Source organism: Pelagibacterium montanilacus, assembly GCF_003992665.1.
Lineage (GTDB): Bacteria > Pseudomonadota > Alphaproteobacteria > Rhizobiales > Devosiaceae > Pelagibacterium > Pelagibacterium montanilacus.
The window spans coordinates 15,794-40,837 of record NZ_RZMX01000051.1; the positions used below are offsets into that span (position 1 = coordinate 15,794).

A 25,044-nucleotide genomic window follows, 5' to 3' on the forward strand; every position below is an offset into this window, starting at 1 on the left:
CCGTGCGATGGGCATGGCCGTGACCATGGAGGGAGTGGAAACCCGGGCCCAGCTCGAGCGGGCGACCCGCATGGCACCGGACGAACTCCAGGGCTATGCGCTGGCCCATCCGCTCGAGGAGACCGAGATGCACGCCCTGTTTCCGACCAGGAGCGCCAGCACTGCCTAGAGCGTTTCCAGGACAAGTGGAAACACTTTTCCGGTTCGGAAACGCGACAAATCAAAGACTTAGAGCTCCTGTTCTGACTCAATCAGAACAGGATATGCTCTGAAGCGCAATGCATGCCGGGGCGGGGTGATGTCGCCGCTGCAAGCTCGGGGGTTTCCGGACATCGAGGCTAAATGCCGGAGGCTAGGTAGCCGCCGTCGACATTGATGTCGGTCCCCGAAACGAAACCGGCCTCGTCCGAGGCAAGATAGAGGGCGGCGCCGGCCAGTTCCTCGACCGCGCCGAATCGCGCGAACGGGGTGCGGGCGAGTGCGGCGTCCTTGCGCGCCTGAGCCATGCGCTCTCGGTTGAGCTCGGTCATGAAAAAGCCCGGCGAGATCGAATTGCAACGCACCCCGTGGGGCGCCCATTCGGCGGCGAGGGATTTGGTGAGCCCGATGATGGCGTGCTTGGACATGGCGTAAACCGCCGCAAGGGGCCAACCGCGATGGGCCGACAGCGAGGCGATGTTGATGATCGAGCCCGATCCGCGCGCGATCATGGCACGGCCAAAGCCGAGCGAGGCGAAGGTGACGCTCTCGATATTGGTGCGCATGACGGCGGCGAACTCCTCGCGCGTGATCTCCAGGGTCGGCTTTATCACCGTTGTCCCCTGGCAGTTGACGAGGATATCGGGAGCGCCCAATTGGCCCGTGAGGGACGCGACCATGTCGTCGAGGGCTTCCGGATCGTTGACGTCGGCGGGGTGGAGAATGGTGTGCCTTGCAAGGACGCTGCCGGCCTGATCGAGCTTGTCCCGGCTTCGCCCAACGATGGCGAGCCGCGCGCCTTCGCGGTCCATGGCCTGGGCGAGCGCCAGCCCGATGCCGCCGCTGCCGCCGATGATGACTGCCGTTTTCCCCTCGAGCCGCATTGTCCGATCCTCCGCACTGAAAACGGCTTGTGTATACACCGATCATTATTGGCGGGCCAGACCCGACCGCCTATTTGGCAAGGGTGAGAAACGAGATGCCTTCGGTATGGAACTCGTCCTTGATGAGATCGACGCGGGCGATGACCCGGTCGGAGGAGGATTGCAAATGCCATTTGAGGCTGCGTGAGGCATCCTCGAACCGGCCGGCCAGCAGCCGGTCTAAAATCTCCCGGTGCTCGGGCAGAAAGGGTTCGGAGCGAAAGAGCTTGGGGGTCCAGCGGTAGAGAAAATGGTGCGCGACGAGCAGCGACTGGTGCTGGGTGATGGCCTGCATCAGCGTGTTCTGGCCGCAAAAGGCCAGCAATCGCACGTGCAACTGGTCCTCGAGGGTATCGAGCACATCGCCGCCGATGGTGTCGGCGCTGGCGATGGCGGCGTCAAGATCGGCGCTCATGGTATCCAGAAGGCCCTGGGGCAGGTTGGGGACGGCCTTGAGAAGCGCGGCGGGCTCGAGCAGCCAGCGCATTTCATAGAGCTCGCCGATATGGTCGGGGGTGAGCGCGGGGGCATACCAGCGGGCGCCGTCATCCTTGCGCACCAGACCGCGCTGCTGGAGCCGGCCCACGACATCGCGCGCCACGGTGCGGCTGACCCCGTAATGGCTGGCGAGCGCCATTTCCGAAAGGCGCCAGCTGCCAAATGAAATGCGCGCGATGATCTCGTTTTCGACTTCCAGGTAGATGCGCTCCCAACTGGCGCTGACATCCAGGGTGGTGGCACCGCTCCCCAGTTCGTCTGCCGCGGCGATGCCGTCGGCGATCTCCGAGACCACGTATCCGCGGCCTTCCGCCTTGCTGATCAGGCCCTGGGCCTCGAGGGCAGAGAGGGCCTGACGCGTGGGGGCGCGCGAAATGCCGAACTCGGCGGCAAGATGGGATTCCTGGAGCCGCGCCCCGGGCGCCAGCACCCCTTGCAGGATGCGCGTGCCGATGATGTCCCGCACCTGGGCGTGCAGGCGGGGAGCGGGGCCGACCGGGTGATCCTGCCTGGGCTGTGTCATGTCCACTGTGTGCACGCAGCGTGTTGGCCTCGGGAGGCCGAACCATAGACCGCCCGATTCCATCCGACAACGCACCAAAGCCCCTCTTGCATTCCTTCGCAAAAACGCACTATGTGTACATAAGACGTTTTTAGCCGTCGGGAGGAGCGCAGTGGTGGAACGCCTTGCGGGCAAAAGAGCCCTTGTGACCGGAGCCGGCCAAGGTATCGGCCGCGCCGTGGCGGCCGCTTTCGCAGAGGAAGGCGCCATCGTGGCCGCGACCAGCCGAACGCGCGAGAAGATGGATGCGCTGGTGAGCGCGCATGAGACCATCACCGCGCTGGAAATGGATGTCACCGATGCCGACGCGGTCAAAGCGGTGTTCGAACAGGCGGGGCCGGTCGATATTCTCGTGAACTGCGCGGGATGGGTTCACAACGGCACGATCCTCGAATGCGACGAAGAGGGGTGGGCGCGCAGCCTCGACCAGAACGCGACGGCGTGCTTTCGCACCATGAAGGCGGCTCTGCCGGGCATGCTCGCGCGCGGCTCGGGCGCCATCGTCAATGTGGCTTCGGTCGCCTCCTCGGTGACAGGCGTTGCCAACCGCGCCGCCTATGGCGCCTCCAAGGCGGCGCTGGTGGGGCTGAGCAAGGCCGTTGCGCGCGACTTCATCGGCAAGGGCATCCGCTGCAACGTCCTGGCGCCCGGCACGACGCAGTCGCCCTCGCTCACCGAGCGGATCGAGGCGACCGACGACCCCGACGCGACCCGCGCCGCATTCATCGCGCGCCAGCCCATGGGGCGGCTGGGCACGATCGAGGAGATGGCGGCGGCCTGCGTTTATCTCGCCAGCGAGGAGAGCGCCTTCATGACCGGGACGGTTCTGGTCGTCGATGGGGGGCAGACCCTGTGAGCGGCGCGGCGACCAACCCGGAGATGAAGACCGCGCTCGCCGCACTCGACCGGTTCAGCCGGGACGTGCTCGCAGCGGCAGGGGTCGATACCCAGAGCCTCGATGCAGCAACGCGCGCCATGCTGCATGGGTCGCGGCTGGGCGTCGACAGCCATGGGGTTCGCCTTCTCGATCACTATGTTTCGGTGTTCGAGGGCGGCCGGCTGAACAAGCGGCCCGACCCCCGGTTCGAGCGCACCTTCTCGGGCTTTGGCCGGCTCGATGCCGACAACGGGCATGGCGCGCTGGGGGCGTATCTGGGCATGACCCACGCCACCGCGCTTGCCGAAGAGGCTGGGATCGGTGCGGTCTCGATCTGCAATTCCTCCCATTTCGGCCCGGCCGGCGCCTATGCGCTGGCGGCGGCCGATAACGGGTATATCGGGATCGCCTTTTGCAATTCGGACAGCTTCGTGCGGCTGCACGAGGGCGCCGAGAAATTCCACGGCACCAACCCGATCGCCATGGCCGTGCCGGTCCGGGGGCAAAGCCCCTGGCTTTTAGACATGGCCACGAGCGCCATTCCCTATAACCGGGTGCAGCTCTATCGCAGCCTTGGCCAGCACTTGCCCGAAGCGACCGCATCGGATGGCGAGGGGCGCGACACCCTCGATTCCGAAGCGGTGGAAATGCTGGCGCCCCTTGGCGGCGCGTTCGGCTTCAAGGGCGCAGGCCTTGCGGGCATGGTGGAGATTTTTTCCGCCGTTCTCTCGGGCATGAAGCTCAGCCACGAAATCCTGCCCATGGGCGGGCCGGACAAGGCGACGCACCGGCACATGGGCGCTTTCACGATGGCAATCCGGCCCGACGCCGCGGTCGATCGCGACACGTTCGAGGCCGGCATGGCCCGTTATGTGGAGGGGCTGCGGGCATCGGCGGCGCGCGAAGGCGGACGCGTGATGGCGCCGGGAGACCGCGAATGGGCTGTGGCGCGCGAGCGCGAGGCTTGCGGCGTGCCGCTCGATCCCGAGACCCGCACGGCGTTCGTGCGGATGTCGCAGCGCTACGGCGTAGAATTGCCCTGGAGCCAATGACGGCGAGGGCGCAACGGGCCGGCGATGCACAAGAGCTTGGCCGGACATCGAAACTGGTACCAGGGAGGACCACTATGAAACCGAAACAAACCGCCGCCATGCTCCTGGCGGCCACCGCCATGGCCGGCGCCACGCTGCCGGTTGCACATTCGGCGCTGGCGCAGGAGACCTACACCCTGCGCTTCAATCATGTGCTGGGCCCGTCCGAGCCGTTCCACGAGGGTTTTCTGGCCTGGGCCGAAGCGGTTGCGGAACGCACCGATGGCGGGCTGACCATCGAGGTTTTCCCCTCGGCCCAGCTGGGCGTGGAAGAGGACATCATCGAGCAGATCCGCCAGGGTGCCAATATCGGACAGAACACCGACGCGGCGCGGCTGGGCACTTACGTGCCCGAACTGGCGGTAGTGAACGGTCCCTATTTCGTGGACAGCAACGAGGAGGCCTTTGCGCTTGCCGATGCCCCCTCAATGATCGAGTGGCAGCAGACGCTGGCCGACGAGCACGGCATCAAGGTGGTGTGCTTCGACTGGGTGCAGGGCGACCGGCATTTCTACACCAACACAGAAATCCGCACGCCCGACGATCTGGCGGGCCTGCGCATCCGCACCCCACCGGCACCGATCTGGCAGGAATCGATCCGCGCGCTGGGCGCTGCGCCCACCGCCATGGCGTTCGGGGACGTCTATCCAGGCCTTCAGCAGATGGCAATCGACGGGGCCGAGCTTGTCTATCCCAACATCACCGCCGGAAACCTCTTCGAGGTGCTCGACTATGCCAACGAGACCGCGCACATCAAGCTGATCAACTTCCAGGTGGTGAGCGCGCAGTGGTTCGACGGGCTGCCCGAAGACTACCAGACCGCGCTGGTCGAGGAATGCCGCACCGCCGGGCAGGACACATCGGCCGTGATGGCGGAGGCTGCGCAAACGGCCAAGCAGACGCTGGTCGACGAGGGCATGACCATTGTCGAGGACATCGATCTCGCGCCCTTCCGGGAAGCGGGCATGGCGGCCTATGAGGAACTGGGCCTCACCGAGGCGCGCGAGCAGGTCTACAGCGAAATCGGCAAGCAGTAAGCCGGCGGTGCCGGCGAGGACGTAAATCCATGCAACGATTCTACCAAGGGTTTCTGCGGATCGAAGCCGTCCTTGCCGGCACCTTCCTGCTCATAATGGTGGCGATGATCTTCACCGGGGGCGTGGCACGGCTGAGCCGCATGCCGCTGAACTGGACCATCGACATCGCCACCTGCGCTTTTGCCTGGGGCGCGTTCCTTTGCGCAGACATCGCGTGGCGCAAGGACCTCTTCATGTCGATCGACGCGGTGGTCACCCGGTTCTCCCCGTCCGTCCAGCGCGTGGTGCTCGCGATCAACTACCTGCTGATCGCCGCCTTTCTGATCTACCTCATCTACTCGGGCTTCCAGCTGACATGGACCAGCCGCGCGCGGTCGTTCCAGGGCATTCCCGGGATCAGCTACAGCTGGGTCACCGCCAGCCTTCCGGTCGGCGCGGTGCTGATGCTCGTCACCACGATGACCAAGATGCGCCGCGACCTCACGCGCAGCGGCGCCCGGGCCGGGGCCGCGGCGTCATGATCCTCGTCGGCATCGCCTTTCTCGTGCTCCTTGTGATGGGCATGCCCGTCGCATTTGCCATCGGCATTTCGGGCGCCATCTTCTTCATGCAGCACCCCGAACTGCCCTTCACCATTCCGGTGCAGGTGACGGTCAGCCAGACTCAGAACTTCGCTCTGCTGGCGGTGCCGCTCTTCATTCTCGCGGGCAATTTCATGAACCGCTCGGGCATCACCGAGCAATTGCTCAACCTGGCCTCGGTGATGACCGGGCGCCTCAAGGGCGGGCTGGCGCAGGTGTCCATCGCGCTTTCGGCGCTGATGGGCGGGGTCTCGGGCTCGGCGATCGCCGATGCGGCGATGCAGACGCGCATGCTGGGCGAGCCGATGATCAAGCGCGGCTTTTCGCGCGGGTTCACCGCGGGCGTCCTGTCTTTCGGCGCCATTCTCACCCCGATCATCCCGCCGGGTATCGGCATGATTCTTTACGGCTCGATCGGGCAGGTCTCGATCGGGCGCATGTTCGCCGCCGGCATCATTCCGGCCCTGATGCTGTGGCTGGCGCTGACCATCGCGGTCTGGATCACGGCCAATGCGCGCGGCTATCAGCCCGAACGGCAGAGCCGGGTGACGCTCGGCGCGTTCGGCACGGCGCTGCGCGGCGGGATCTGGGCGCTGCTCTTTCCGGTGATCCTGCTGTTCGGCCTGCGCGCCGGCATCTTCACGCCCTCCGAGATCGGCGCCTTCGCCGTGATCTATGCGGTGTTCGTGGGGGTCATCGTCTACCGGCAGCTCAAGGTGAAAAGCTTTGCCGACGCCATGGAAGGCAGCCTGGGCGATGTCGGCTCTGTGATGTTCCTGATCGCGCTTTCGGCGATCTTTTCCTATGGCATCGTGCTCGAGCGCGTGCCCGAGGCGATTGCCGGTTCGATCACGGGGCTGACCGACAATCTCTCGCTGATCATGGTGCTGATCGCGATCGCGGTACTGGTCGCAGGGCTGGTCATTGACGCGACGGTGCTCATCATCATGCTCACCCCGATCTTCCTGCCGCTGATCCGTGGGCTGGACGGCGACCCGGTGCATTTCGGCGTGGTCTTCATCATCGCCGCCACCATCGGCAATTTCACCCCTCCGGTGGGCGCCGCGATGTATGCGGTCTGCTCTATCCTCAAGGTCAGGATCGGCGACTATACCCGCGAATCCATACCCCTGATGATCGCGGTGGGCGTCGTCGCGATCCTCCTGGTGTTCGTCCCCGCAGCAGCCCTCTGGCTCCCCGACCTGCTGTTCGGGTGATCCCGGCGGCGCGGTGGCCAGCCCAAGGACGCGATCAAACAGTCAGATCCCGTTGAGTTCGTCGGCAATGCCGGTGATGATGTCTTCGCGCTGGAGCGCAGATTTGCCGGCGACTGCCGCGAAGGCGACCGCGAGGAGCCGGACGGCGCTGGCCATGGCGGTGTGCGAGGGGCCCAGCCCGAAGCTCGAGACGTGGCAGGGGAGAACCACCTGCGAGAAGCGCTGCGCTTCGGCGCTGAACTGGCGGTCGGTGAGCGTGACGACGTTGAGCCGCGAGGTGGCCGCATAGCTCAGGATCGGCTCGAGAATGGGCGGGCGCGGCGGCAGGGTGAGCACCAAAAGCGCATCCTTGGGGCCGGTCATGGCCAGATCCTCGGCCCACGAGCCCTGGTTGATGCCCAGGATCATCACCGAATGGCGCAACCGGGCGAGAAGCAGGCGCGCATAGCGGGCGAGCCCTTCTTCAGCTCCCAATCCCAGAACCCAGACCCTTGGCGCGGCATGGAGCACCTCGGCGGCGTTGCGGATCTTGTCGGACCGCAATTCCTCGAAGGTCTTGGTGAGGTTCTTGAGTTCGAGCTCGAGATGGGTGCCGATCGCCTTGCCGAGGGCGAGTTGCTCGGACTGGCCGACCGACAGCCCATAAGGCTCGGTGCGGTTTCGCTCCTCGCGCGCCTGCTGTTTCACCTCGCTGAAATCGGCATAGCCCAGATGCCGGAAAAAGCGCGCTGCAGTGGCCTTTGACACCCCCGCCATCTCGGCGATCTCGGTGGCCGAATGGATGAGAATACTGTCCTCGCGCTCAAGCATGAGCTGCGCCAGTTTCTTCTCTCCAGCCGTAAGCCGTTCGAACCGTTCCTGAATTCTCAATATGAGGCGCGATGCCATGGCGGTGATTCTTCCCTTTCACAGCGCATAAAAAAGTTCTAGCACCCATCTTGCAACTTTGAAACTGCTGTTTCATGATGATGAAACGCTGAAACGTTGAGGGGCGCTTCCCGTGGCGAATTCGAGAATGGTCCGGCAGAGAATCTGGGAGCGCCTTGCACCTGTCGCCCGGCCTGACACGCGGTTCCATTTCGACTTCTCCGAATTCATTCCCGACTTCGAGGGCTCCGAGACCCTGGCCGCCTGCCTGCTCGATCATCGCACCCTTTCCAGCGCCCGCATGGTGTTTGTGACCCCTGACAACAGCCTCGTGGCGGTTCGCCAGAAGCTGCTGGAGGCGGGCCGACCCTTCGTGGTCTCGAGCTACAACATGCTGCGCGGTTTCCTGCTGCTCGACCCAGCCAAGGTGCCCACCGGCCACGCGCACTACGCTGCCTGGCTCGACGGCATAGAGCATTTCGGCCGCCCGGTGAGCCTTGAGGACATCAGTGGCCTGGGGCCGTTCGGCGCCATGGTTACAGGCGCTTCAGCGGTATCCACCGACGGCATCCGTTTCGGCAAGGGCCACGGCTATTTCGATATCGAATGGGGCATCTTCAGCGATCTGGGGCTGGTCCAAGAGACAACGCCGGTGATCGCGGCGGTCCACGATGTCCAGGTGGTCGCCGACCGGCTGCCCGCCAGCGACACCGAAATCATGGTGGACCTGATCGCCACTCCGACACGTATGATCGACGTCGAACGCGCCCGGAAGCGCCCGCGCGGCGTGAACTGGGACCTGCTCTCGCCCGAAACCATCGCCTCGCGCCCCCCGCTCAGGGAACTCGCCCGCATGCGGGGCATCCAATGACCGATTTTCCTGCCACCTCGCGACCCACTGGAGAACTGAAATGAGCCTTACCGTCAACAGACGCCACTTCCTGTCCCTTGCTGCCGCCGGCGCCAGCCTTCCTTTGACCTCACGCATTGCGTTCGGGCAAACGAGCCCGTTCACCATGCAGGCCGCATGGATCAATGACGCGGAGTTCGCCGGCTATTTTCTGGCCATCGACCGGGGGTATTATGCCGATGAGGCGCTCGACCTCACCTATCTGAGCGGCGGCCCGGACGTGATCCCCGAATCCACGCTGGTCGCGGGGCGCGCGGACCTCGCGCTCACCACGCCCGATACCACCATCAAGGCGATCACCGACCAGGGCGCACCGTTCAAGATCGTGGGCGCGCAATACCAGAAGAACCCCATCGGCATCGTCTCGCTGGCGTCCAATCCGATCACCTCGCCCCAGGACCTCGTGGGCAAGACGCTGGCCGTGCCGCCGGTCAACGTGATCTCGGTCGAGGCCATGCTCGCAATCAACGGGATCGAGCGCAGCGCGGTCAACATCGTGCCCTATGCCTATGACCCAACCCCGCTGATCCAGGGCGAGATCGACGCCTCGCTCGATTTTACCACCAACGTGCCCTACACCATCGCGCAGGCCGGTGCCGAGGCCACGTCGTTCCTTCTCTATGATTTCGGCTTCACCATCTACAACGACACCGTGGTGGTGACCCAAGAGGCGCTGGCCGAAAAGCGCGACCAGATCGTGGCGTTCCTGCGCGCCTCGCGCAGGGGATGGGAAGAGAATTTCGCCGATCCCGACTACGTGCCTTCGATCGCCGATACCTGGTTTGCCGGTACCGGCCGCAGCATCGAGAACGAGGTCTATTTCAACCAAGCGCAACAGCCTCTCATGGAGACCCCGAACGGCATCTTCTCGATGAGCGAGGAGGATATCGAAGCCAATATCGAGGCCATGGCGGCGGTCGGCATCACCGCAACCCGCGAGATGTTCGACACCACGCTTCTCGAAGAGATCTGACGTGACCAAGGGCTCAGGCATAACTCTCGATCGCGTCAGCCGCAATTTCGACTCCCGCGGCCGGCGCGTCGAGGCCCTGCGCGAGGTATCGCTCGCCTGCCCGCCCGGCTCGCTGACCGCGCTGATCGGTCCGTCCGGATGCGGCAAGTCGACGATCCTGCGGTTGTGCCTGGGCCTTGATACCCCCAGTTCGGGCTCGCTGGCGCTGAATGGACTGTCTCCGGCGGATGCCACGCGGGCCGGGATGACCGGGGTGGCCTTTCAGGACGCGGCCCTTCTGCCCTGGCGGTCAGTGCAGGCCAATGTCGCCCTGCCGCTGGACGTCCTGGGCCACTCGGTGTCCGCCCACGCGAGCAAAATCGCCGAGCTTCTCGATCTGGTCGGCCTCAAGGGGTTCGAAAAATCACTGCCCGGGGAGCTTTCGGGTGGGATGCGGCAACGGGTTGCCATCGCGCGCGCGCTCGTCACCGCGCCCGAGGTGCTGTTTCTCGATGAGCCGTTCGGGGCGCTCGACCAGATCCTGCGCCGGCAGATGAACATCGAATTGCAGCGCATCTGGATGGAAACCGGCGCGACCACGCTGCTTGTGACCCACGGTATCGACGAGGCTGTGTTCCTCGCCGACCGCATCATCGTCATGGCAAGCCGGCCAGGTCGGATTGCAAAGATCATCGACGTCGACCTGCCCCGGCCGCGCGACCGTTCCATGTTCGGAGATCCGCGCTTCCACGCGCTCGAACGCGAAATCGCCGAGGCGCTCGATGGCCACTGACCGCATGCCGGGCTGGGTCCGGGGGCTGCTTTACACGCTGGCGCTTCTGGTGCTCTGGGAGGGGGTCGGGCAATTGCGGCTGGTCGCGGGCGGCGCCCTGCCGCCCCCCACGGCCATCGCCCTGCGCCTTTTCGCGGACTGGGCCGACTATCCCAACCACATCCTCGCCACCATCCAGGGGGCCAGCATCGGCTTTGTCATCGGCAACGCCATCGCGCTGGCGGCAGGTGTGCTGTTCGTGCTTTTCCCCGTGACCTCGCGCGTGGCGCGGGGGCTGAACGTCGCGATCTACGCGCTGCCGCCCATCGCCATCTCGCCCATTCTGGTGCTCACGCTTTCTGGCATGGCGCCGCGCGTCGTTCTTGCGGCCATCGGGTGCTATTTCGTGACCATGACCGCCACGGTGGTGGGATTGAGCCAGACCGATGCGCGGGCGGTCGATGTGGTCAAGGCCTATGGCGGATCGAAATGGGCGGTGTTGCGGCTGGTGCAATGGCGCAGCGCCCTGCCCAGTATCCTGAGCGGCTTGCGGATCGCGGCGCCCAATGCGGTGCTCGGTGCGATCCTGGCCGAATTCGGCGGCGGCGGACGCTGGGGGCTAGGCGTCTATCTGCTGGGCTCGCTCGGCCGGGGGGAACCCGACCGGCTCTGGGGCATCGGGCTGATGGCGACCGCGATCGCGGCCTTCGCCTACCTCGCCTTCGCCGTGGCGGCCAATGCGATCACCGGCACCACACAGGCGGTCACCGTGCCCTCGTCCGTTGCCAAGGCCGCCGACCGGGACCGTCCGGTCTGGCAGAACGCGACGATTGCTGCGGCGTCGGTGGCCCTGCCCTTCGGGGTCTGGATGCTGCTGATCTGGGCGCTGGGCGTCCCGGCCATGCTGGCCAAATCCCCGGCCGGGCTGTTCGAGTACCTGTTTTTGATGCCCAATTCGCCCGTGGCCCAGGAGCGGCTGCTCGCTGCGCTGGCCCAGACCCTGCCCATGACGCTGATCGGGATGGTCGCCGGCCTTGCGATGGCGCTGGGGCTCGCCCTGGCCTCCCAGATCTACCCGGCGATCGTGCGGGCCTTCATGCCCATTGCGCTGGTGACCCAGACCATGCCGCTGGTGGCGCTGACGCCGCTGCTGGTGCTGATGCTGGGGCGGGGCTACAGCCTGATCCTCTGGGTCACGATTTCGGTGACCTTCTTTCCCGCTTTCGTCACCATGGCGCAGGGGCTGATCCTCGTGCCGCGCGCCGCGCTCGAGGTGCCGCGGGCCTATGGCGCGGGCATCCTGACCCAGCTCCGGCTGGTCTCGCTGCCCGCATCGCTTCCCTATCTGTTTGCCGCCACGCGCCTGACGGTGCCCCGGGCGCTGCTCGGGGTGATGATCGCCGAATGGCTGGCGACGGGGACCGGGCTGGGCAATCTTCTCAACCAGTCGCGCGGCTATCTCGACTACGGAATGATCTGGACGGTGGCCGTCGTCTCGGTCCTGATCTCCGTCGCCTTCTACCAGATCGTCGTCGTCGTCGAACACCGCGTGCTCGACCGGCTCGGCATGGCCAGCACCAACTAGAATGGATGGATACAATGGGTGAAACTGTCGTCGAACACAAAGCCTCGGTGCGCGAACGGGTCTGGACCGAGTTGCGCAAGGTCGCCGTGCCCGATAGCCGCTTCCACTTCGACTTCGGCGAGTTCATTGCCGATTTCGAGGGCGGCGAGGCGGCGGTCGAGCGCCTTGTGGACCATGAATTCTACCAGAGGTCGCGGTTCATCTTCATCACGCCGGACAATTGCCTCGACCGGCTCAGGCTCAAGGCCCTGCAGGACGGCAAGACGGTCCTGATGACCACCTATTCGATCAAACGCGGCTTCTGGCTTCTCGATCCCGCGCGCATCGATCCCGAGCTCTATCTGTACGCCTCCACGCTCGATGGCATGGAGCGCATTGCCAAGCCCGTGGATCTGCACGCGATCATGGAATTGCCCAAGGTCGACTACATGGTCACCGGAACCGGGGCCATCAACCACAAGGGCGTGCGCTTCGGCAAAGGCCACGGCTTTTTCGACGCTGAATGGGGCATCCTCTACCGGCTGGGCCGGATCGACACCGCCACGCCCGCGGCCGCGGTGGTTCATGACTGCCAGGTGCTCGACGAAGACCTGATGCCCGATGTCTTTGACACGGTAGCCGATGCCATCTTCACCCCCACCCGCACCATCTCGGTGGACCATCCCCACAAGCCGACAGTGGGCATCCTGTGGGACCGGCTGGATCCCAAGATGTTCAACACGATCCCGCCGCTCCAGCAATTGCGCGAGATGGGGCTTTAGGGCGCGCTGCCGGGCGCGACTTCAGCTCAGCGCGATATAGCCGATGCCGGCGCGTGCGATCTCCTCGTGGCTTTCCGCGTAGCCGGCGTCGGCATAGCGCATGACGCCGAGCGCGGTGTCGTTGGTCAGCGCATGGGCGAGGCGCTCGGCCCCGGCGTCGGTGCCATCGGCGACCACGGTGACGCCGGCGGAGGTCATGTATCCCGCGTACCCGCCGCCGCCCGAATGGACGACCACGAGGTCGGCCATCGACGAGCACAGCAGCATGGCATCGAGAATCGGCCAGTCGGCAATGGCGTCCGAGCCATCCATCATGCGTTCGGTCATGATGTTGGGATGGGCCATGGCGCCGGCATCGAGATGATCGCGGCTGAACGTGACCGGACCGGCCAACTCCCCCTTGCGGACCATCTCGTTGACGGCCAGCGCCAGATCGGTGCGCTCGCCATGGCCCAGCCAGGCGATGCGCGCCGGCAGGCCCTCGAACGGTACATGGCGCCGTGCCAACGCGATCCAGTTGGTGACGGTCGTGTTGTCCGGGAACATCTGCAAAAGCCGGTCGTCGATCTTGCGGATGTCCTCGGGGTCGCCCGACTGGGCCATCCAGCGGAACGGGCCGATGGCGCGGGCGAACAGCGGGCGCAGATAGGCTTCGGTGAAGATGGGGATGTCGAATGCGTTCTCGACCCCGCCGTCCCTCGCCTGGGTGCGGATGAGGTTGCCATTGTCGAAAACCTCGGCTCCGCGCTTCTGGAAATCGAGCATGGCGGTGACGTGATCGACGATCGAGGCGCGGCTGGCCGCCATCAGCCCGGCGGGGTCGGACCGGCGCAGGGCGCGAACGTCCTCGAGCGCATGGCCCTTGGGCACATAGCCATAGACCAGGTCGTGGGCCGAGGTCTGGTCGGTGACGATATCGGGAGTGATCCCGCGCCGGGCGATCTCGGGGTAGATATCGGCTGCGTTGCCCACAAGGCCGATCGAGGTGGCGCGCCTGCCCTTCACCGCCGTGTCGATCATCTCGAGCGCGGTATCGAGGTCCGGGGCGATCTGCTCGAGGTAGCCGATCTCCTTGCGCATGCGGGCGCGCTCGGGGTCGATGTCCACGCACAGGATCGCCGCGCCCGCCATGCGGCCGGCGAGCGGCTGGGCGCCGCCCATGCCGCCGAGCCCCGCTGTGAGGATGAAACGGCCCGCGAGATCACCCGCGAACCGGTTCTCGGCGATACGCATGAAAATTTCATAGGTGCCCTGGATGACGCCCTGGCTGCCGATATACTGCCAGGCGCCGGCGGTCAGCCCGCCCCAGCAGATCAGCCCCTTGCGCTCGAGCTCGTAAAACACCTCGGCCCTGGCCCACTGCCCCACGATGTTGCAATTGGCCATGATGACCAGCGGGGCCTTGTCGTGGGTCTTGAGCAGGCCGATCGGCTTGCCGGACTGGATGATGAGGGTCTGGTCTTCGCCCATGGTCCTGAGCGCCTCGACAATGGCATCATGGCTGGCCCAGTTCCGGGCCGCCTTGCCCAGCGCGGCGTAGACCACGAGATTGTCCGGGTCTTCGCCCACGCTGAGAACGTTTTCCAAAAGCCGCAGCAGCGCTTCCTGGCGCCAGCCGCGCGCGCGCAGTTCGGTGCCCCCCGGAATGGGGAAGCGGGGATGACGGGGATTGGGGGTCGGCATGTCTCAGCCCTCCTCGGACAGGGCGTATCGGGCAAGCTCGATGCCCATGGTCTTTTCCACATGCGGGTAGACGGCGGGATCAAGCACGCTCGAGGAAAGCGGAATGACGGATTTGGGCACGTGCAGCACGAAGACCTCCATACCCTCGGCGAGCTGCCCGACGCTGAGCGGCTCGCCTCGTGCCGACAGCGTGGTGATGACATCGGGGAAGGTGGCCCGGCGCGTGCCGTGAGCATCATCGACCGCCATGTACTCGTTCATGACGTGAAGCACGTCGCCGGTCTCGAGCGTGACCGTGCCCACGTCGAAGGCTTCGCTGGTATAGGTCACCGCCTTGCGACTGATCGGGCCCTGGGCGAGGATCGCGCCCCCTGTGGTCCTGACGATCGCGTCGATGACCGCGCTTGGGCCCCGGGCCTGGGCGGCGATGATCGCCTCGCCGAGGGTGAGCGCCAGCGATATGCCGCCCAGTGCCGCGTGCCGGCGGACATAGCCGGCCCGCACCGGGTTGCGGCAGGAGGCGATGAAGCCGCCCGACATGTCGGACGCGGTCCTCAGGATGGGGGAAACCCTGGCCGTCGCGCCGCGGGTCACCAGTTCGATATAGCGGTTTTCCGCGCGATTGCCGCCCACTGCGGTCTGGATCATGGGCTCGGGCGACCCCGCGAGCCCGATCGATCCCATGTCCCCGGTCGGGTGGGCGCGGACGTCGCCGACCGCATCGATGACCTTGAGCCCCAGGACCGCTGAAGGCAGCCAGCCATTGAGCGTGGAGGATTTCCCGTTCTGGCCCACCATCAGGCCGGTGAGCTTTTCGCCCAGCGCATCCTCGAGCAATTGCACCGCCTTGATGTAATCGACGCCGCGCATTTCCCAGGGGGTCGTGGAGGCCGGCGCGCCGATGGCCGCCGCGGTTGCGATCCAGTCGTTTTCGTCCAGTTCCTCGACCGGGACGAGTTCGGGCTTTCCGATCGAGACAGCGGCATAGCCCAACATGCGTCCATGGTCGGCCCAGCCGCCGCCGCCCGCCGCATAGACCGAGCCGCCCAGGACCGCTGCTTCCACGTCTTTCTCGGTAAGTATGCGTCCCATCACGGTTTCTCCTGGAGGTCCTTGTCGAGCCGCAGCACCGCATCGAGCAGCACGGCGGCGCCAAGCGCGATATCTTCGGGCTCGGCGGATTCTTCGGGGGCGTGGCTGCGGCCTCCGGCACAGGGCACGAAGATCATCGCGGCCCTGGTGATGCGCGACATCCAGGCCGTGTCATGGCCGGCCCCCGAGGCCATGCGCCGGTGACGCGCGCCCGTGGCGGCGCATGCCGCATCGAGGGCGGCAAGGACATCGCGATCGCAGGGCGCGGGCATGTTGTCGGAGATCACTCGCGGCTCGGCGATCGCCACACCGGTGCCTGCCGCGATATCGGACAATTCGGTTCGCAGGCGCGCGAGGAAATCTTCCATGTCGTCCCGGCGTTCGGCCCGGGCATCGATCAGCATGGCGACACGGGAAGGCACCACATTGGCGGCGTTGGGCACCATGGAGAATTCCCCGACCGTTGCCGCGAAATGGAACTGGCCACCAGCGAGCCCGGTGGCCAGACGCTCGATGGCGAGCGCGACACGCGCCGCGGCGGTGAGCGCATCCCTGCGGGCGCCCATGGGGGTGGTGCCGGCGTGATCCGCCCGCCCCTCAAGGGCGATCTCGATCCGGGTGATGCCGGCTATGGCCGTGACCACGCCGATGTCGAGATTTTCGGTCTCGAGAACCAGGCCCTGCTCGATATGCAGTTCGAGGAAGGCGACGATGTCGGTGCGCGTCAGCTCGGCCCGTGCGGTGCCGCCCACCTCCCCGATCGCCTCGGCAAGGGTTCTCCCCTCGCTTTGACGGCCGAGCCATTCGGCGGGCCTCGTGCCGGAGATGGCTCGGCTGCCCACGCAGGACACGCCGAAGATCGAGACCTCCTCGGCGAGGAAATCGATGATCTCGAGGTCATGGTCGAGCGCGATGTTGTGCTCTGCGAGCGTCCGCGCAACTTCGAGCGCCGCCGCGACCCCGGCGATGCCGTCGAACCGGCCCCCATCGGGCACCGTGTCGGAATGCGAGCCCACCATGATCGTGCCGAGCCCCGGGGTTTTGCCGGCACGCTTGCCGATGAGGTTGCCGGCGGGGTCGATATGGACGTCGAGCCCCGCAGCCTTGAAGCGCCGCGCCAGCCACTGGCGGCCTTCAAGGAAGGTCGGGGTGAAGGCGCGCCGGGTATAGGGACGGTCGGGCTCGGTGATCCCGGCAAGGGCGGAGATGTCGTGCGCGATCCGTGCCGCGCTGGTGGGCAGGTTGCGGATCACGGGCGGGCCTCGGGCCGCACGAAGCGGCCGGTGCCCGGCGCGGCGAGCACTTGGGTGCCATCGAACACCTGCCGGCCGCGCAGCCAGGTGCCCGCGACGGTCCAGGGCAGCGCGATTCCGTTATAGGGGCTCCAGCCGACCACATTGTGACCGCTGCGCGCCGCGTCATAGATCTGCGGGCGGTCCACAAGAACCGTGATATCGGCATCCTTTCCGACCTCGAGCGCGCCCTTGACGTGGTCGATACGGAAATGGCGGGCGGGATTGTCCGCCATCAGCCGGGCCGCCCAGGTCAGCGGCACGCCGCGCTCGAGAGCGCCCTTGACGAAGAGAGGGACCATCACTTCGAGGCCCGGCACGCCCGAGGCATTGGCGAGCATGTCCGGATCGCTCTTGCGGTCTTCGGACCAGCTCACGTGATCGGTGGACACCAGCGTTACATTGCCCGCCGCGACATGCTTCCAGAGCCGCTCCACCTCGGCCCGGGGCCGGATGGGCGGGTTGATCTTGGCCTTGCCCACGAGCCGGGCCACGTCGTTTTCCTCGTCGAGCGTCAGATAGTGAATGCAGCACTCGACGGTCGCCGAGAACCCCTCTTGGCGATAGCGATGGGCGATGTCATAGCCGCGCCCCAGCGAGCAGTGCACCACATGGGCATCGCAGCCGGTCTGGGCACCGATCTCGTAGATCTCGAGCATGGCCAGAACTTCGGTCAGCGGCGGGCGGCTCATGGCGTGGGCGCGGTAGTCCGTGATCCCTTGCGCGCGCACCCGCTCCATGGCGGCGTGGACATATTCGTCGTCTTCATTGTGCACGCCGGCTGTTAGCCCGAAAGGCGCGATGGCGGCAAAGCACGCCTCGAGCAGATGCGGGGGAATGCGGGGGAACCGTCTGGCATCGGTGCCAAAGGTCGAGAACTTGAACGCGGCGACACCCGCCTGCACCATTTCGGGGATGCGGCGGGCGCCTTCATCGGGGTCGACGGTGCCATACAGGGCGAAATCGACCCGGGCCTGGCGCTCCCCATGGGCGACCTTGCGCGCGACCGCCTGAGCCGAGCAGACGAGATCGCCTTCGTCATAGGGCATGTCGACGATGGTGGTCGTGCCGCCCGCAGCGGCCGAACGGGTCGACCAGATGAAATCTTCCTGGTTCTTCTGGCTGAGCGAATGGGTCTGGGCGTCGATGGCGCCAGGCAGGATCATCGCTTTGCCGAGGTCATGGCGCTCGGTGGCCGCCGGACCCTCGCCCTCACCCACGAGCGCCACCTTGCCCTCGCGCACCGCGAGGTGGCCGCGCCCGATGATGCGGTCGGGTAGGATGATGGTGCCGGTGAGGCTGAGATCGAAGTCCGACATGATCCTTCTCTTTCGGTTGGCTCAGGGCCTTGTCTGTCTTGACCGTGTTGTCCTGCGATCAGGCGGCGTTGGGCTGGTCGCTCCCCGTCTGCGGGCCGAGCGCGAAATAGCCGTCGAGTTCCATGACGGCGGAATGGGAAATCAACTGGGCGATAAAGCCATCCGAAGCCAGCGCCGCTTCCACGGCCTCGACCTCGGCCGAGAGCGGGCGATCCTCGCGATAGAATTCGGCGTGACGGCGCACCAGCCCATAGACCATGCCCGGCACATTGCCCGGCTGGTCCCCGGAGATGTCCATCGCCTGGGCCGCGAGCAGGCCTTCGAGCGCGGCCAGACGGCGCAGCGCGCCTACCTGGCGCTCGAAGCGCTCGACGACCAGCGGCAGGAACGCGGCCTCGTCCTCCAGGCCGTTGGCGACCACGAGCGACTGGGCGGAAATGGCATTCGAGAGCGAGAGGCAGCGCACGAACAGCTCGCCGGCGAGCTTTATGATCGGCCCGAAACCGGTTGCGATGGCGCCGGGCGGCACGAGGTTGACCGGCAGGTTGCGCCGCCCGCCATTGCCCAGAAGCACGCACCGGTTGAACGAGTTTCGCGCCACATGCGCCATGGCAAGCTGGGCGGTCTGGAGGAAGACGGTGACATCGAGCGGCAGCGAGCCCCCCGAGGTGAGCACCTGCCCGCCGGCGACGACCGGATTGTCGTCCGTCCGGCCCGTGGCGGCCAGCACAGTGCGCCCTGAGACCACGAGGCTTTCAAAGGCCGTGGCGAACACCTGGCTCATCATGCGGATCGAGAGCGGGTCCTGCACATGGGTGCCTGTGGGCCAGTCCCAGCCCTTGGCATTGAAATACAGCCACGCCCCGATCCCGGCCTCACGCTCGGTCCCCACATGGGCGACCGCCTTCCAGGGATCACGGGACGCCCCCAGCGCGCCGGCGGTGGTCAGGCCCGTGGCCAGAAGCACCCTGACCGTGCCGGCCGCATTGCGGATGGCGCGCATGGCCGCGGCATAGCCCACGGCATTGGTCGAGACCGAAGCCAGGCTGTCGCGTGGCGCCAGCTTGAACGGCTCGAGCCCGGCGCGCGCCAGCGCCTCGAGCGCGGGCAACCGCTCTCCGCCGTGATAGGCCTCTCCGACTCCGGTCAGCACGGCCCCGATCTGGCCCATGAGCCCGATATCTGCGCAACCGATCGAGCCGGTGCGGCGCACGACGGGAATGACATCGGCGGCAAGCATTTTCTGATAGGTGGCCACGAGGTCAGGCGTACAGCCGACGCGGCCGGTCAGCGCCATGTTGACCCTGATGGCCAGCGCATTGCGGATGACCTCGAGCGGGAAGGCGCTGCCGGTGCCGAAATGATGGGCCCGGACCAGGCCGATGGAGAATGCATCGAGTTCGGCCTCGGTCCAGGACACGTCCTTCATCGCGCCTACACCCGTGGTCGCGCCGTAAACCGGCTGGCCCGAGCGCAGGGCCTCTTCAATGACCGCACGCGCCTCGTGGACCCGTTCGAGCGCAGCCTCGTCGGCCACCACGGTCGCCTGGCGCGCGCCGATACGGACGAAATCGGCAAAGCTGAGCGGCTTGCCTTCCAGCCGGATCGTCATGGACGGCATGGTCTTGCGGGCGCTCACTTGATGCGATCCTCCTTTCGTCAATGACGCTATTGGAAATATCAGGGCCACGGGATATCCCAAAAGCTGAACAAGGCTATGTTCTGTTTATGGGCATGCACATCGAGCGCCCACCAAAAAGGCTATCGGCGCGATGGATACATCCACACTGCTCCTCGTCGACGCTGTCCTTGCCGCGCGCAGCCTGCGATCCGCGGCGCGGCTGACCGGGCGTCCGGTCTCAAGCCTGTCGGCGGCCGTCCACCGGTTCGAGGCGGCGGTCTCGACCACGCTTTGCCGGAGAGCGGGATCGGGCCTCGTGTTCACGCTCGAAGCGGACCGCCTTGCCCCTGCCCTTGCTCAAGCGGCACGCATGGTGCGTGACCTTTACGCAGACCCAGTCGACCCATTTGCGTCCACGGTGCGCCTGCAGGCGCTGGCGCGCTTCGTGGAAGTCGCCGAGCGCGGCAGCATCCGCAGTGCGGCGCGGGCGCTGATGCTGGGTCAACCCCAGCTCACCCGACAACTGGCCCATCTCGAGACCGCCCTGGGGCATCACCTGTTGATCCGTGGTCCTGAGGGAACCACATTGACACCGGCGGGCGCAATGGTGCGCGAGACCTGCACGGGCCTCCTCAAGCGTTGGCGGAAGGTCTCCCGGACATCGGACGTCCGGTTTCGCCGCACCCAGGCAACGGTGCGGCTGGGATCGATCATGCCGCTCGGCCATGAAAGCGAAATCGCTCGCCAGCTCGCGCGCCTGACCGCGAGCTGGGTTGCCATCCACCCCAGCCAGCCGCTGTTCGTCAGCTCCACGACCGCGGAAGAACTGTTTCAAGGACTGAAAAGCGGGACGTTCGACGTGGCCCTCGTCGACACCGTGCACCTGCCGGACGATCTGGATGGCGCCCGCATCGCCATTTCGCCGCTGGCCGTCATCGGCGCCTCGGGACCCGACATCGCCGCGGCCCTGAGGACCAGCCCCATCGCCCTGCCCAGTCCGCGGAGCGGGCTGCGCCTGCGCATCGACAGATTGCTGGAGATGACCTTCGAGGAGCCCGAACGCGACCGGCTGAACCTGCTCGAGATCGATTCCATCCCGGTGATCCTCAACCTCGTGCTGCACTACGGCTTCGTTTCGGTCCTGCCCCTGGCCTCGATCACCGCGATCCGCCCGGAGCTGAGCCGTATTGCCCTGCCTCGGGATTTCGACATGCACTACTGGCTGTGCTGGTTGCGTGCGCCGGGACGCCCGACCGCTGGGGCCGCGGTGCTCGACGCCATGCAGCGGGCCGACTCGCCCCAGTGACTTGCCCTTGTATCAGGGAGCCAGCGCGCCGGGCACCGCATCCTCGGGACGGGTCGTTGCCCAGGTCAGCAGTGCGTCAAGCGCCGGGCAGAGCGCCTGCCCCCAATCGGTGAGGCAATACTCCACCTTGGGCGGCACCTGATGGTGCACGATGCGGCGGACGACCCCGTCCTTTTCGAGCTGGCGCAATTGCTGGATCAGCATTTTCTGCGACACGGCGGGAATCTCCCGCTCGAGCTCGGAAAAGCGCAGCACTTTTCCGCCGAACAGGTGAAACAGGATCACCAGCTTCCAGCGGCCCTCGAGAATGCGCAGCACGTCTTCCACGCCGTCGGCCGCCGCATTGGGGGTCGCGAACTGATCCTTACTCGAGGGTAAGTCCCTTACTTTTTTGTCTGTTCTTGTCATTGCTGCAGCGTAGCGCCATCTCTTTGCGGCAACAAGCGCCCACGCAACGCAAGCAAACAGGCCAAATCATGTCAGACACCTTGCCCACATCCATCGAGAACTACTTCGCCGGAAAGAACACCAAGGATTATGCGCTGGCCGTCTCCGGCTTCGCCCCTTCCGCGGTGGTCAAGGACGAAGGCGAGGACCATGTCGGGCCCGACGCCATCCGCGCCTGGATGGAGGATACCGCCGCGCGATACGATAACCGCGCCGAGATCAAGAGTACATCGGGCCACGGGGACCATGTCGAAGTTTCGGCCGAGGTCACAGGCAGCTTCCCGGGGAGCCCGATCGTCCTGCGCTTTACGTTCACCCTCGAAGACGACCAGATCACCCGCCTTTCGATCGCGCCCTGACCCCACCCGGTCGCTGCGGCCTGCCTCGATCGGGCCGCCAGAAGAACATGAGGGCTGGCTGACGGGAACCGCCAGCCAGCCCTTCATCCGATCCCATGGGGCAGGCAGGAGCCAATCCGCTGCACCCAGTCGATCAGAAGCTGACCGAAAGCCCTGCCTTGACCGTGTGCGACCGGGCGCTTTCCCCGAACTCACCGGCATAGGAGGCATCGAGCGTGGCGCCTTCGGAGAGCTCGAGGGACACGCCGGCGCCCAGGACGAAGGCTGACTGGGGCACGGTGCCGTCGACGCTGAACGCATCGCTATCGGCAAATCCGTGGGTGGCGCCGCCCGACACGTGCAAGGCGTGACGATAGCCCACCAGTGCCTCGAGACCACCGCCGACGCCATTGCCAAGATCGAGCGGCGTGGATGCATGTGCACCGATGGTGGCAAACGTTGCGTCAAGGACATCACCCGAGCCGGTGAGCGCGGCGTCGCCGCCCGATTCGGTGTAGCTGCCCGAGGACAGGTGAGTGTGTTCGAGCCGCACGAACGGCTCGAGAACGGCACCGGACAGCATGAAACGGTGGCCGATCTCGCCAAAGACATGGCCGCCATTGACCCCGTAATCGGCCTCGAGCGTCTGGGTATCGAGCCCCACGCGCACCTCACGGCTGGTTGTGACGCTGTGTCCCGTATAGCTGGCGCCGAGCCGGAACGTGAAATCATCCCACTCGGTGCCGCCATAAAGGCCGGCCTGGAATCCGTCGGACTGCGCGGTGGACGCCCTGTCGGGGATGTCGAGATGGGTCTTGCTGTAGCCAAGGAAGGCCCCGACCGTCCAACCGGCATCGAGCAGAGATTCAGCGCCGATCAGCAACTGGACGGTGTCGGCATCGGTCGCTGCCACCCCGTCGTCAGCATCGCTCGAGCGATCGGTTCCGCTGATGTGGCCCCAGACGCGCGGCCCGGCGACGGCACCGTAAGGCTCGCCGAGATCACCGGACATGGGTGCATAGGACATGATGACCGGCGCCGTCTCGGCGCCCGGCGCGTGGCGCAGCCGGTCCACCGCGACACCGGCGAGGGACGGGCCACCATGAGCGAGCGCGCCCAGGACCGAGGCATGAACCTCGCCCGAAAATCCGTCGAGCCCGGCGCGGACGGCTCCGAAGCCGTCGGAAACAAGGATGGAGTTCAGCACCTCATTGGTGTTGTCGTTTTCAACATCCGCGTCGCTGAGCGCATCAAGGGCCCGGGCGACGGCAAGCTGGTTTGCAGAGTCCGCGCCATCGGCGATGTGGAGATCCTTGCGGGTGATAGTGACGGTGCGGAGTTCATCGTCCCCGACAGTATCTGCATTGATTTCGGGCAGAGCGAAGAAAACATAGTTGCGATCGTAATCAACCGTATCGAAGTCACCGTCGATTTCGTCGCCCCTCAGGAAATCATAGGCGTGGCCGAACTCGACACCGTCGAGGATCGAGAATACCGCCGCGCCATTCAGGGTGATGGTTCCTGTGGCCGTGTACCGGTCATTTTCGGGATCGGGCTGACCGGTGAGTTCCGTCTCAAGCACATGGTTGGCCTGAAACGTCTTGTTGCCGTTGACATGGACTTCGCCGATGGAGTTGCCGGCCGATGTGGTCCCGTCCGATGTGAAGTCGCCTGTGATGGACCAGTTCCCGCCGAGGGTTGAGGTCGAGTCGACGTCAACATCGCCCTCGACCTCAATCGGGGCGTCCGGCGTGCCGCCCGAGGTCGAACTGCCTTCGTTCAGGGCGACACCGCCCCCGATGGACGTGTTTGCGCCGGGCTGAGACGAGAAGACGAAGCTGGTATTGCTGCCCGTCACGCTGCCGCCGATATCGGCGCTCCCGCCGAACACCACTGCGCCCCCGGAATCGCCGCCGTCAGAGCTAACCGAGCCAGATATTTCGGCATCATCCCCGACAGTCACCGATCCACCAGGGGTACTTCCCAGTTCGATGGCCACGTCACCTTCAACATCAGTGAATTCCTCCCCGGCTTGCATGAACAACCCGGCCATAAGTTCGGACCAGCGACTCGTGTAGGACGTCTCGCCGTTGTTGCGAGCATTGAGGAATATCTTGAGAAACTCGTCTACCTGCTCGCCTTCCGGCCAGTCTTCTTCGGACAGCTCCGGCAGCTCCCAGCGATAGACTGTCTCTCCGTTGAAGACGTATTCAACCGCCTGCTCGTCCTTGAGAAAGCGGGTATCCATGGTGTTCCAGCCATCGTAGTGGACCAGATCCGCGGTATCGGGAAGTTCTATCCATTCCGAACCCAATGGCTGGGATGGATCCCATACTACCAGCCGCCCTGCGCCGCCTTGGCTCGTGAAATGCATGATGGGATATGAGTGAATGTCGCCATCCGACCCGAGTGCACTCCACATGCCCGTGTGGACGAAATCATCGTCGGTCCCGGTCGCCCATCCGGACTCCACCCAAAGATCGCCGCGCAGGAAGGAATTGCCAACGCCGACATCAATGTCCTGCTGGTAGCCCTGCCAATTGTACCACGAGTCCAAGCTGGCGGGTGGGTTGATCAACAGAGCCAACACGTCTTCCCGGCCCTCAAACTCTTCCAGCAACTCAAACCCAGCCGGAAACGCCCGATCGCCCTCCCATGCGCTCGGATCGGGATCTATATCGAATTGATTATACGGCGTTATCTGCCCCAAAGCAGGCAATGCGATCGCCACCACGAGCGCGGCGACCGCGCTCGTGGCCAGCAAGGTGTTCTTGTGCCCGGTCATAGAAATTTCCTCAGCCCAGATGTCCCTGGCAACAGCACGGACGCCTTGAAATCCGCAGCCGGCAGCCTTTGGCCGAACTGAAATGTCCAGTCAAACGATGTTCGACTGACTACAATTTTACGGATACAAGAGAACGCGTCCCATCGCCCCCTATTTCCGGCACTATAGTTTCGAATTCTTCATGAGTCAAACTTGAATCCATAACAGCCCGGAACGGGATACTGGCGACCGGCAGTGCAATCCAAAGCCTCGATTGAGGACGCACGGCAATTGCGGCCCCATGAACTCCAAGCCGCTGTTCGCACCTCACAATCCTGCACTAAACAACAA

The 25,044-nt window shown here is 65.4% G+C and carries 23 protein-coding genes; 13 read left to right on the top strand and 10 right to left on the bottom strand.

The annotated features are described in order from the left end of the window. Positions 1–169: EAL domain-containing protein (locus tag EO136_RS19135; protein WP_164730607.1), on the top strand; the 169-nt coding region annotated here is incomplete at its 5' end. A 169-nt stretch (positions 170–338) separates the two neighbouring features. On the opposite strand, the gene EO136_RS13645 is transcribed toward EO136_RS19135, so the two are convergent. Next, on the bottom strand, positions 339–1,082 hold the full coding sequence (locus EO136_RS13645; RefSeq protein WP_127144953.1) for an SDR family NAD(P)-dependent oxidoreductase: 744 nt from the start codon (positions 1,080–1,082) through the stop codon (positions 339–341). A 70-nt stretch (positions 1,083–1,152) separates the two neighbouring features. Next, positions 1,153–2,142 (bottom strand): GntR family transcriptional regulator, encoded by a 990-nt coding sequence (locus EO136_RS13650; protein ID WP_164730608.1) that lies wholly within the window; start codon positions 2,140–2,142, stop codon positions 1,153–1,155. A gap of 151 nt (positions 2,143–2,293) precedes the next feature. Here EO136_RS13650 and EO136_RS13655 point away from each other — a divergent pair, with 151 nt between their 5' ends. The 5 genes from EO136_RS13655 (at position 2,294) to EO136_RS13675 (ending at position 6,984) form a co-directional block, all read left to right on the top strand. Next, positions 2,294–3,037: an SDR family oxidoreductase gene (locus EO136_RS13655; RefSeq protein WP_206513336.1), complete on the top strand. Its 744-nt coding sequence runs from the start codon at positions 2,294–2,296 to the stop codon at positions 3,035–3,037. Next, a complete protein-coding gene (locus EO136_RS13660) occupies positions 3,034–4,110 on the top strand; it encodes an Ldh family oxidoreductase (protein WP_425466620.1) in 1,077 nt (358 codons plus the stop codon). The genes EO136_RS13655 and EO136_RS13660 overlap by 4 nt, the downstream gene beginning before the upstream one ends. A gap of 74 nt (positions 4,111–4,184) precedes the next feature. Further along, entirely contained in the window at positions 4,185–5,186 is a 1,002-nt protein-coding gene (locus EO136_RS13665; protein ID WP_246018379.1) for a C4-dicarboxylate TRAP transporter substrate-binding protein, read from the top strand. A 29-nt stretch (positions 5,187–5,215) separates the two neighbouring features. Then, positions 5,216–5,707, top strand: a complete 492-nt coding sequence (locus EO136_RS13670) for a TRAP transporter small permease (RefSeq protein WP_127144956.1) — start codon at positions 5,216–5,218, stop codon at positions 5,705–5,707. Next, positions 5,704–6,984: a TRAP transporter large permease gene (locus EO136_RS13675; RefSeq protein ID WP_127144957.1), complete on the top strand. Its 1,281-nt coding sequence runs from the start codon at positions 5,704–5,706 to the stop codon at positions 6,982–6,984. Before EO136_RS13670 ends, EO136_RS13675 begins: the two co-directional genes overlap by 4 nt. 42 nt (positions 6,985–7,026) lie before the next feature. Here EO136_RS13675 and EO136_RS13680 read toward each other — a convergent pair whose 3' ends face one another. Then, positions 7,027–7,872 carry a MurR/RpiR family transcriptional regulator gene (locus EO136_RS13680; RefSeq protein ID WP_127144958.1) on the bottom strand — a complete coding sequence of 282 codons (846 nt, stop codon included), beginning with the start codon at positions 7,870–7,872 and terminating at the stop codon, positions 7,027–7,029. A gap of 127 nt (positions 7,873–7,999) precedes the next feature. Between EO136_RS13680 and EO136_RS13685 the strand changes: the two genes are divergently transcribed. The 5 genes from EO136_RS13685 to EO136_RS13705 are packed head-to-tail and all read left to right on the top strand — an operon-like array spanning position 8,000 to position 12,831. Further along, a complete protein-coding gene (locus EO136_RS13685; RefSeq protein ID WP_246018380.1) occupies positions 8,000–8,722 on the top strand; it encodes a 5-formyltetrahydrofolate cyclo-ligase in 723 nt (240 codons plus the stop codon). A gap of 40 nt (positions 8,723–8,762) precedes the next feature. Next, entirely contained in the window at positions 8,763–9,734 is a 972-nt protein-coding gene (locus EO136_RS13690) for an ABC transporter substrate-binding protein (RefSeq protein WP_127144960.1), read from the top strand. A gap of 1 nt (position 9,735) precedes the next feature. Continuing rightward, entirely contained in the window at positions 9,736–10,506 is a 771-nt protein-coding gene (locus EO136_RS13695; RefSeq protein ID WP_127144961.1) for an ABC transporter ATP-binding protein, read from the top strand. Next, on the top strand, positions 10,496–12,070 hold the full coding sequence (locus EO136_RS13700) for an ABC transporter permease (RefSeq protein ID WP_127144962.1): 1,575 nt from the start codon (positions 10,496–10,498) through the stop codon (positions 12,068–12,070). Before EO136_RS13695 ends, EO136_RS13700 begins: the two co-directional genes overlap by 11 nt. A 14-nt stretch (positions 12,071–12,084) precedes the next feature. Further along, on the top strand, positions 12,085–12,831 hold the full coding sequence (locus EO136_RS13705; RefSeq protein ID WP_127144963.1) for a 5-formyltetrahydrofolate cyclo-ligase: 747 nt from the start codon (positions 12,085–12,087) through the stop codon (positions 12,829–12,831). A 21-nt stretch (positions 12,832–12,852) separates the two neighbouring features. Here the strand turns inward: EO136_RS13705 and EO136_RS13710 are convergent, their stop codons facing one another. Genes EO136_RS13710 through EO136_RS13730 form a run of 5 tightly spaced genes read right to left on the bottom strand, consistent with a single transcriptional unit; the run spans position 12,853 to position 19,838 of the window. Further along, entirely contained in the window at positions 12,853–14,514 is a 1,662-nt protein-coding gene (locus tag EO136_RS13710; RefSeq protein WP_127144964.1) for a thiourocanate hydratase, read from the bottom strand. A 3-nt stretch (positions 14,515–14,517) separates the two neighbouring features. Further along, entirely contained in the window at positions 14,518–15,606 is a 1,089-nt protein-coding gene (locus tag EO136_RS13715; RefSeq protein ID WP_127144965.1) for a thiohydantoin desulfurase, read from the bottom strand. Continuing rightward, positions 15,606–16,859 carry a Zn-dependent hydrolase gene (locus EO136_RS13720; RefSeq protein WP_127144966.1) on the bottom strand — a complete coding sequence of 418 codons (1,254 nt, stop codon included), beginning with the start codon at positions 16,857–16,859 and terminating at the stop codon, positions 15,606–15,608. Before EO136_RS13720 ends, EO136_RS13715 begins: the two co-directional genes overlap by 1 nt. Beyond that, on the bottom strand, positions 16,856–18,217 hold the full coding sequence (locus EO136_RS13725) for a dihydroorotase (RefSeq protein WP_127144967.1): 1,362 nt from the start codon (positions 18,215–18,217) through the stop codon (positions 16,856–16,858). The genes EO136_RS13720 and EO136_RS13725 overlap by 4 nt, the downstream gene beginning before the upstream one ends. A gap of 58 nt (positions 18,218–18,275) precedes the next feature. After that, positions 18,276–19,838: an aromatic amino acid lyase gene (locus EO136_RS13730; RefSeq protein ID WP_127145183.1), complete on the bottom strand. Its 1,563-nt coding sequence runs from the start codon at positions 19,836–19,838 to the stop codon at positions 18,276–18,278. 151 nt (positions 19,839–19,989) lie between these two features. Here EO136_RS13730 and EO136_RS13735 point away from each other — a divergent pair, with 151 nt between their 5' ends. Continuing rightward, positions 19,990–21,144 (top strand): LysR family transcriptional regulator, encoded by a 1,155-nt coding sequence (locus EO136_RS13735; RefSeq protein WP_127144968.1) that lies wholly within the window; start codon positions 19,990–19,992, stop codon positions 21,142–21,144. Positions 21,145–21,156: 12 nt separating this feature from the next. Here the strand turns inward: EO136_RS13735 and EO136_RS13740 are convergent, their stop codons facing one another. Beyond that, on the bottom strand, positions 21,157–21,552 hold the full coding sequence (locus EO136_RS13740; RefSeq protein ID WP_127144969.1) for a winged helix-turn-helix transcriptional regulator: 396 nt from the start codon (positions 21,550–21,552) through the stop codon (positions 21,157–21,159). Between the two features lie 68 nt (positions 21,553–21,620). Here EO136_RS13740 and EO136_RS13745 point away from each other — a divergent pair, with 68 nt between their 5' ends. Further along, the gene (locus tag EO136_RS13745) at positions 21,621–21,950 is read left to right on the top strand and encodes a nuclear transport factor 2 family protein (RefSeq protein WP_127144970.1); all 330 of its coding nucleotides are present in this window, start codon (positions 21,621–21,623) and stop codon (positions 21,948–21,950) included. Between the two features lie 133 nt (positions 21,951–22,083). Here EO136_RS13745 and EO136_RS13750 read toward each other — a convergent pair whose 3' ends face one another. Beyond that, positions 22,084–24,714 carry an autotransporter outer membrane beta-barrel domain-containing protein gene (locus EO136_RS13750; RefSeq protein ID WP_127144971.1) on the bottom strand — a complete coding sequence of 877 codons (2,631 nt, stop codon included), beginning with the start codon at positions 24,712–24,714 and terminating at the stop codon, positions 22,084–22,086. Between the last annotated feature and the right edge of the window lie 330 nt (positions 24,715–25,044).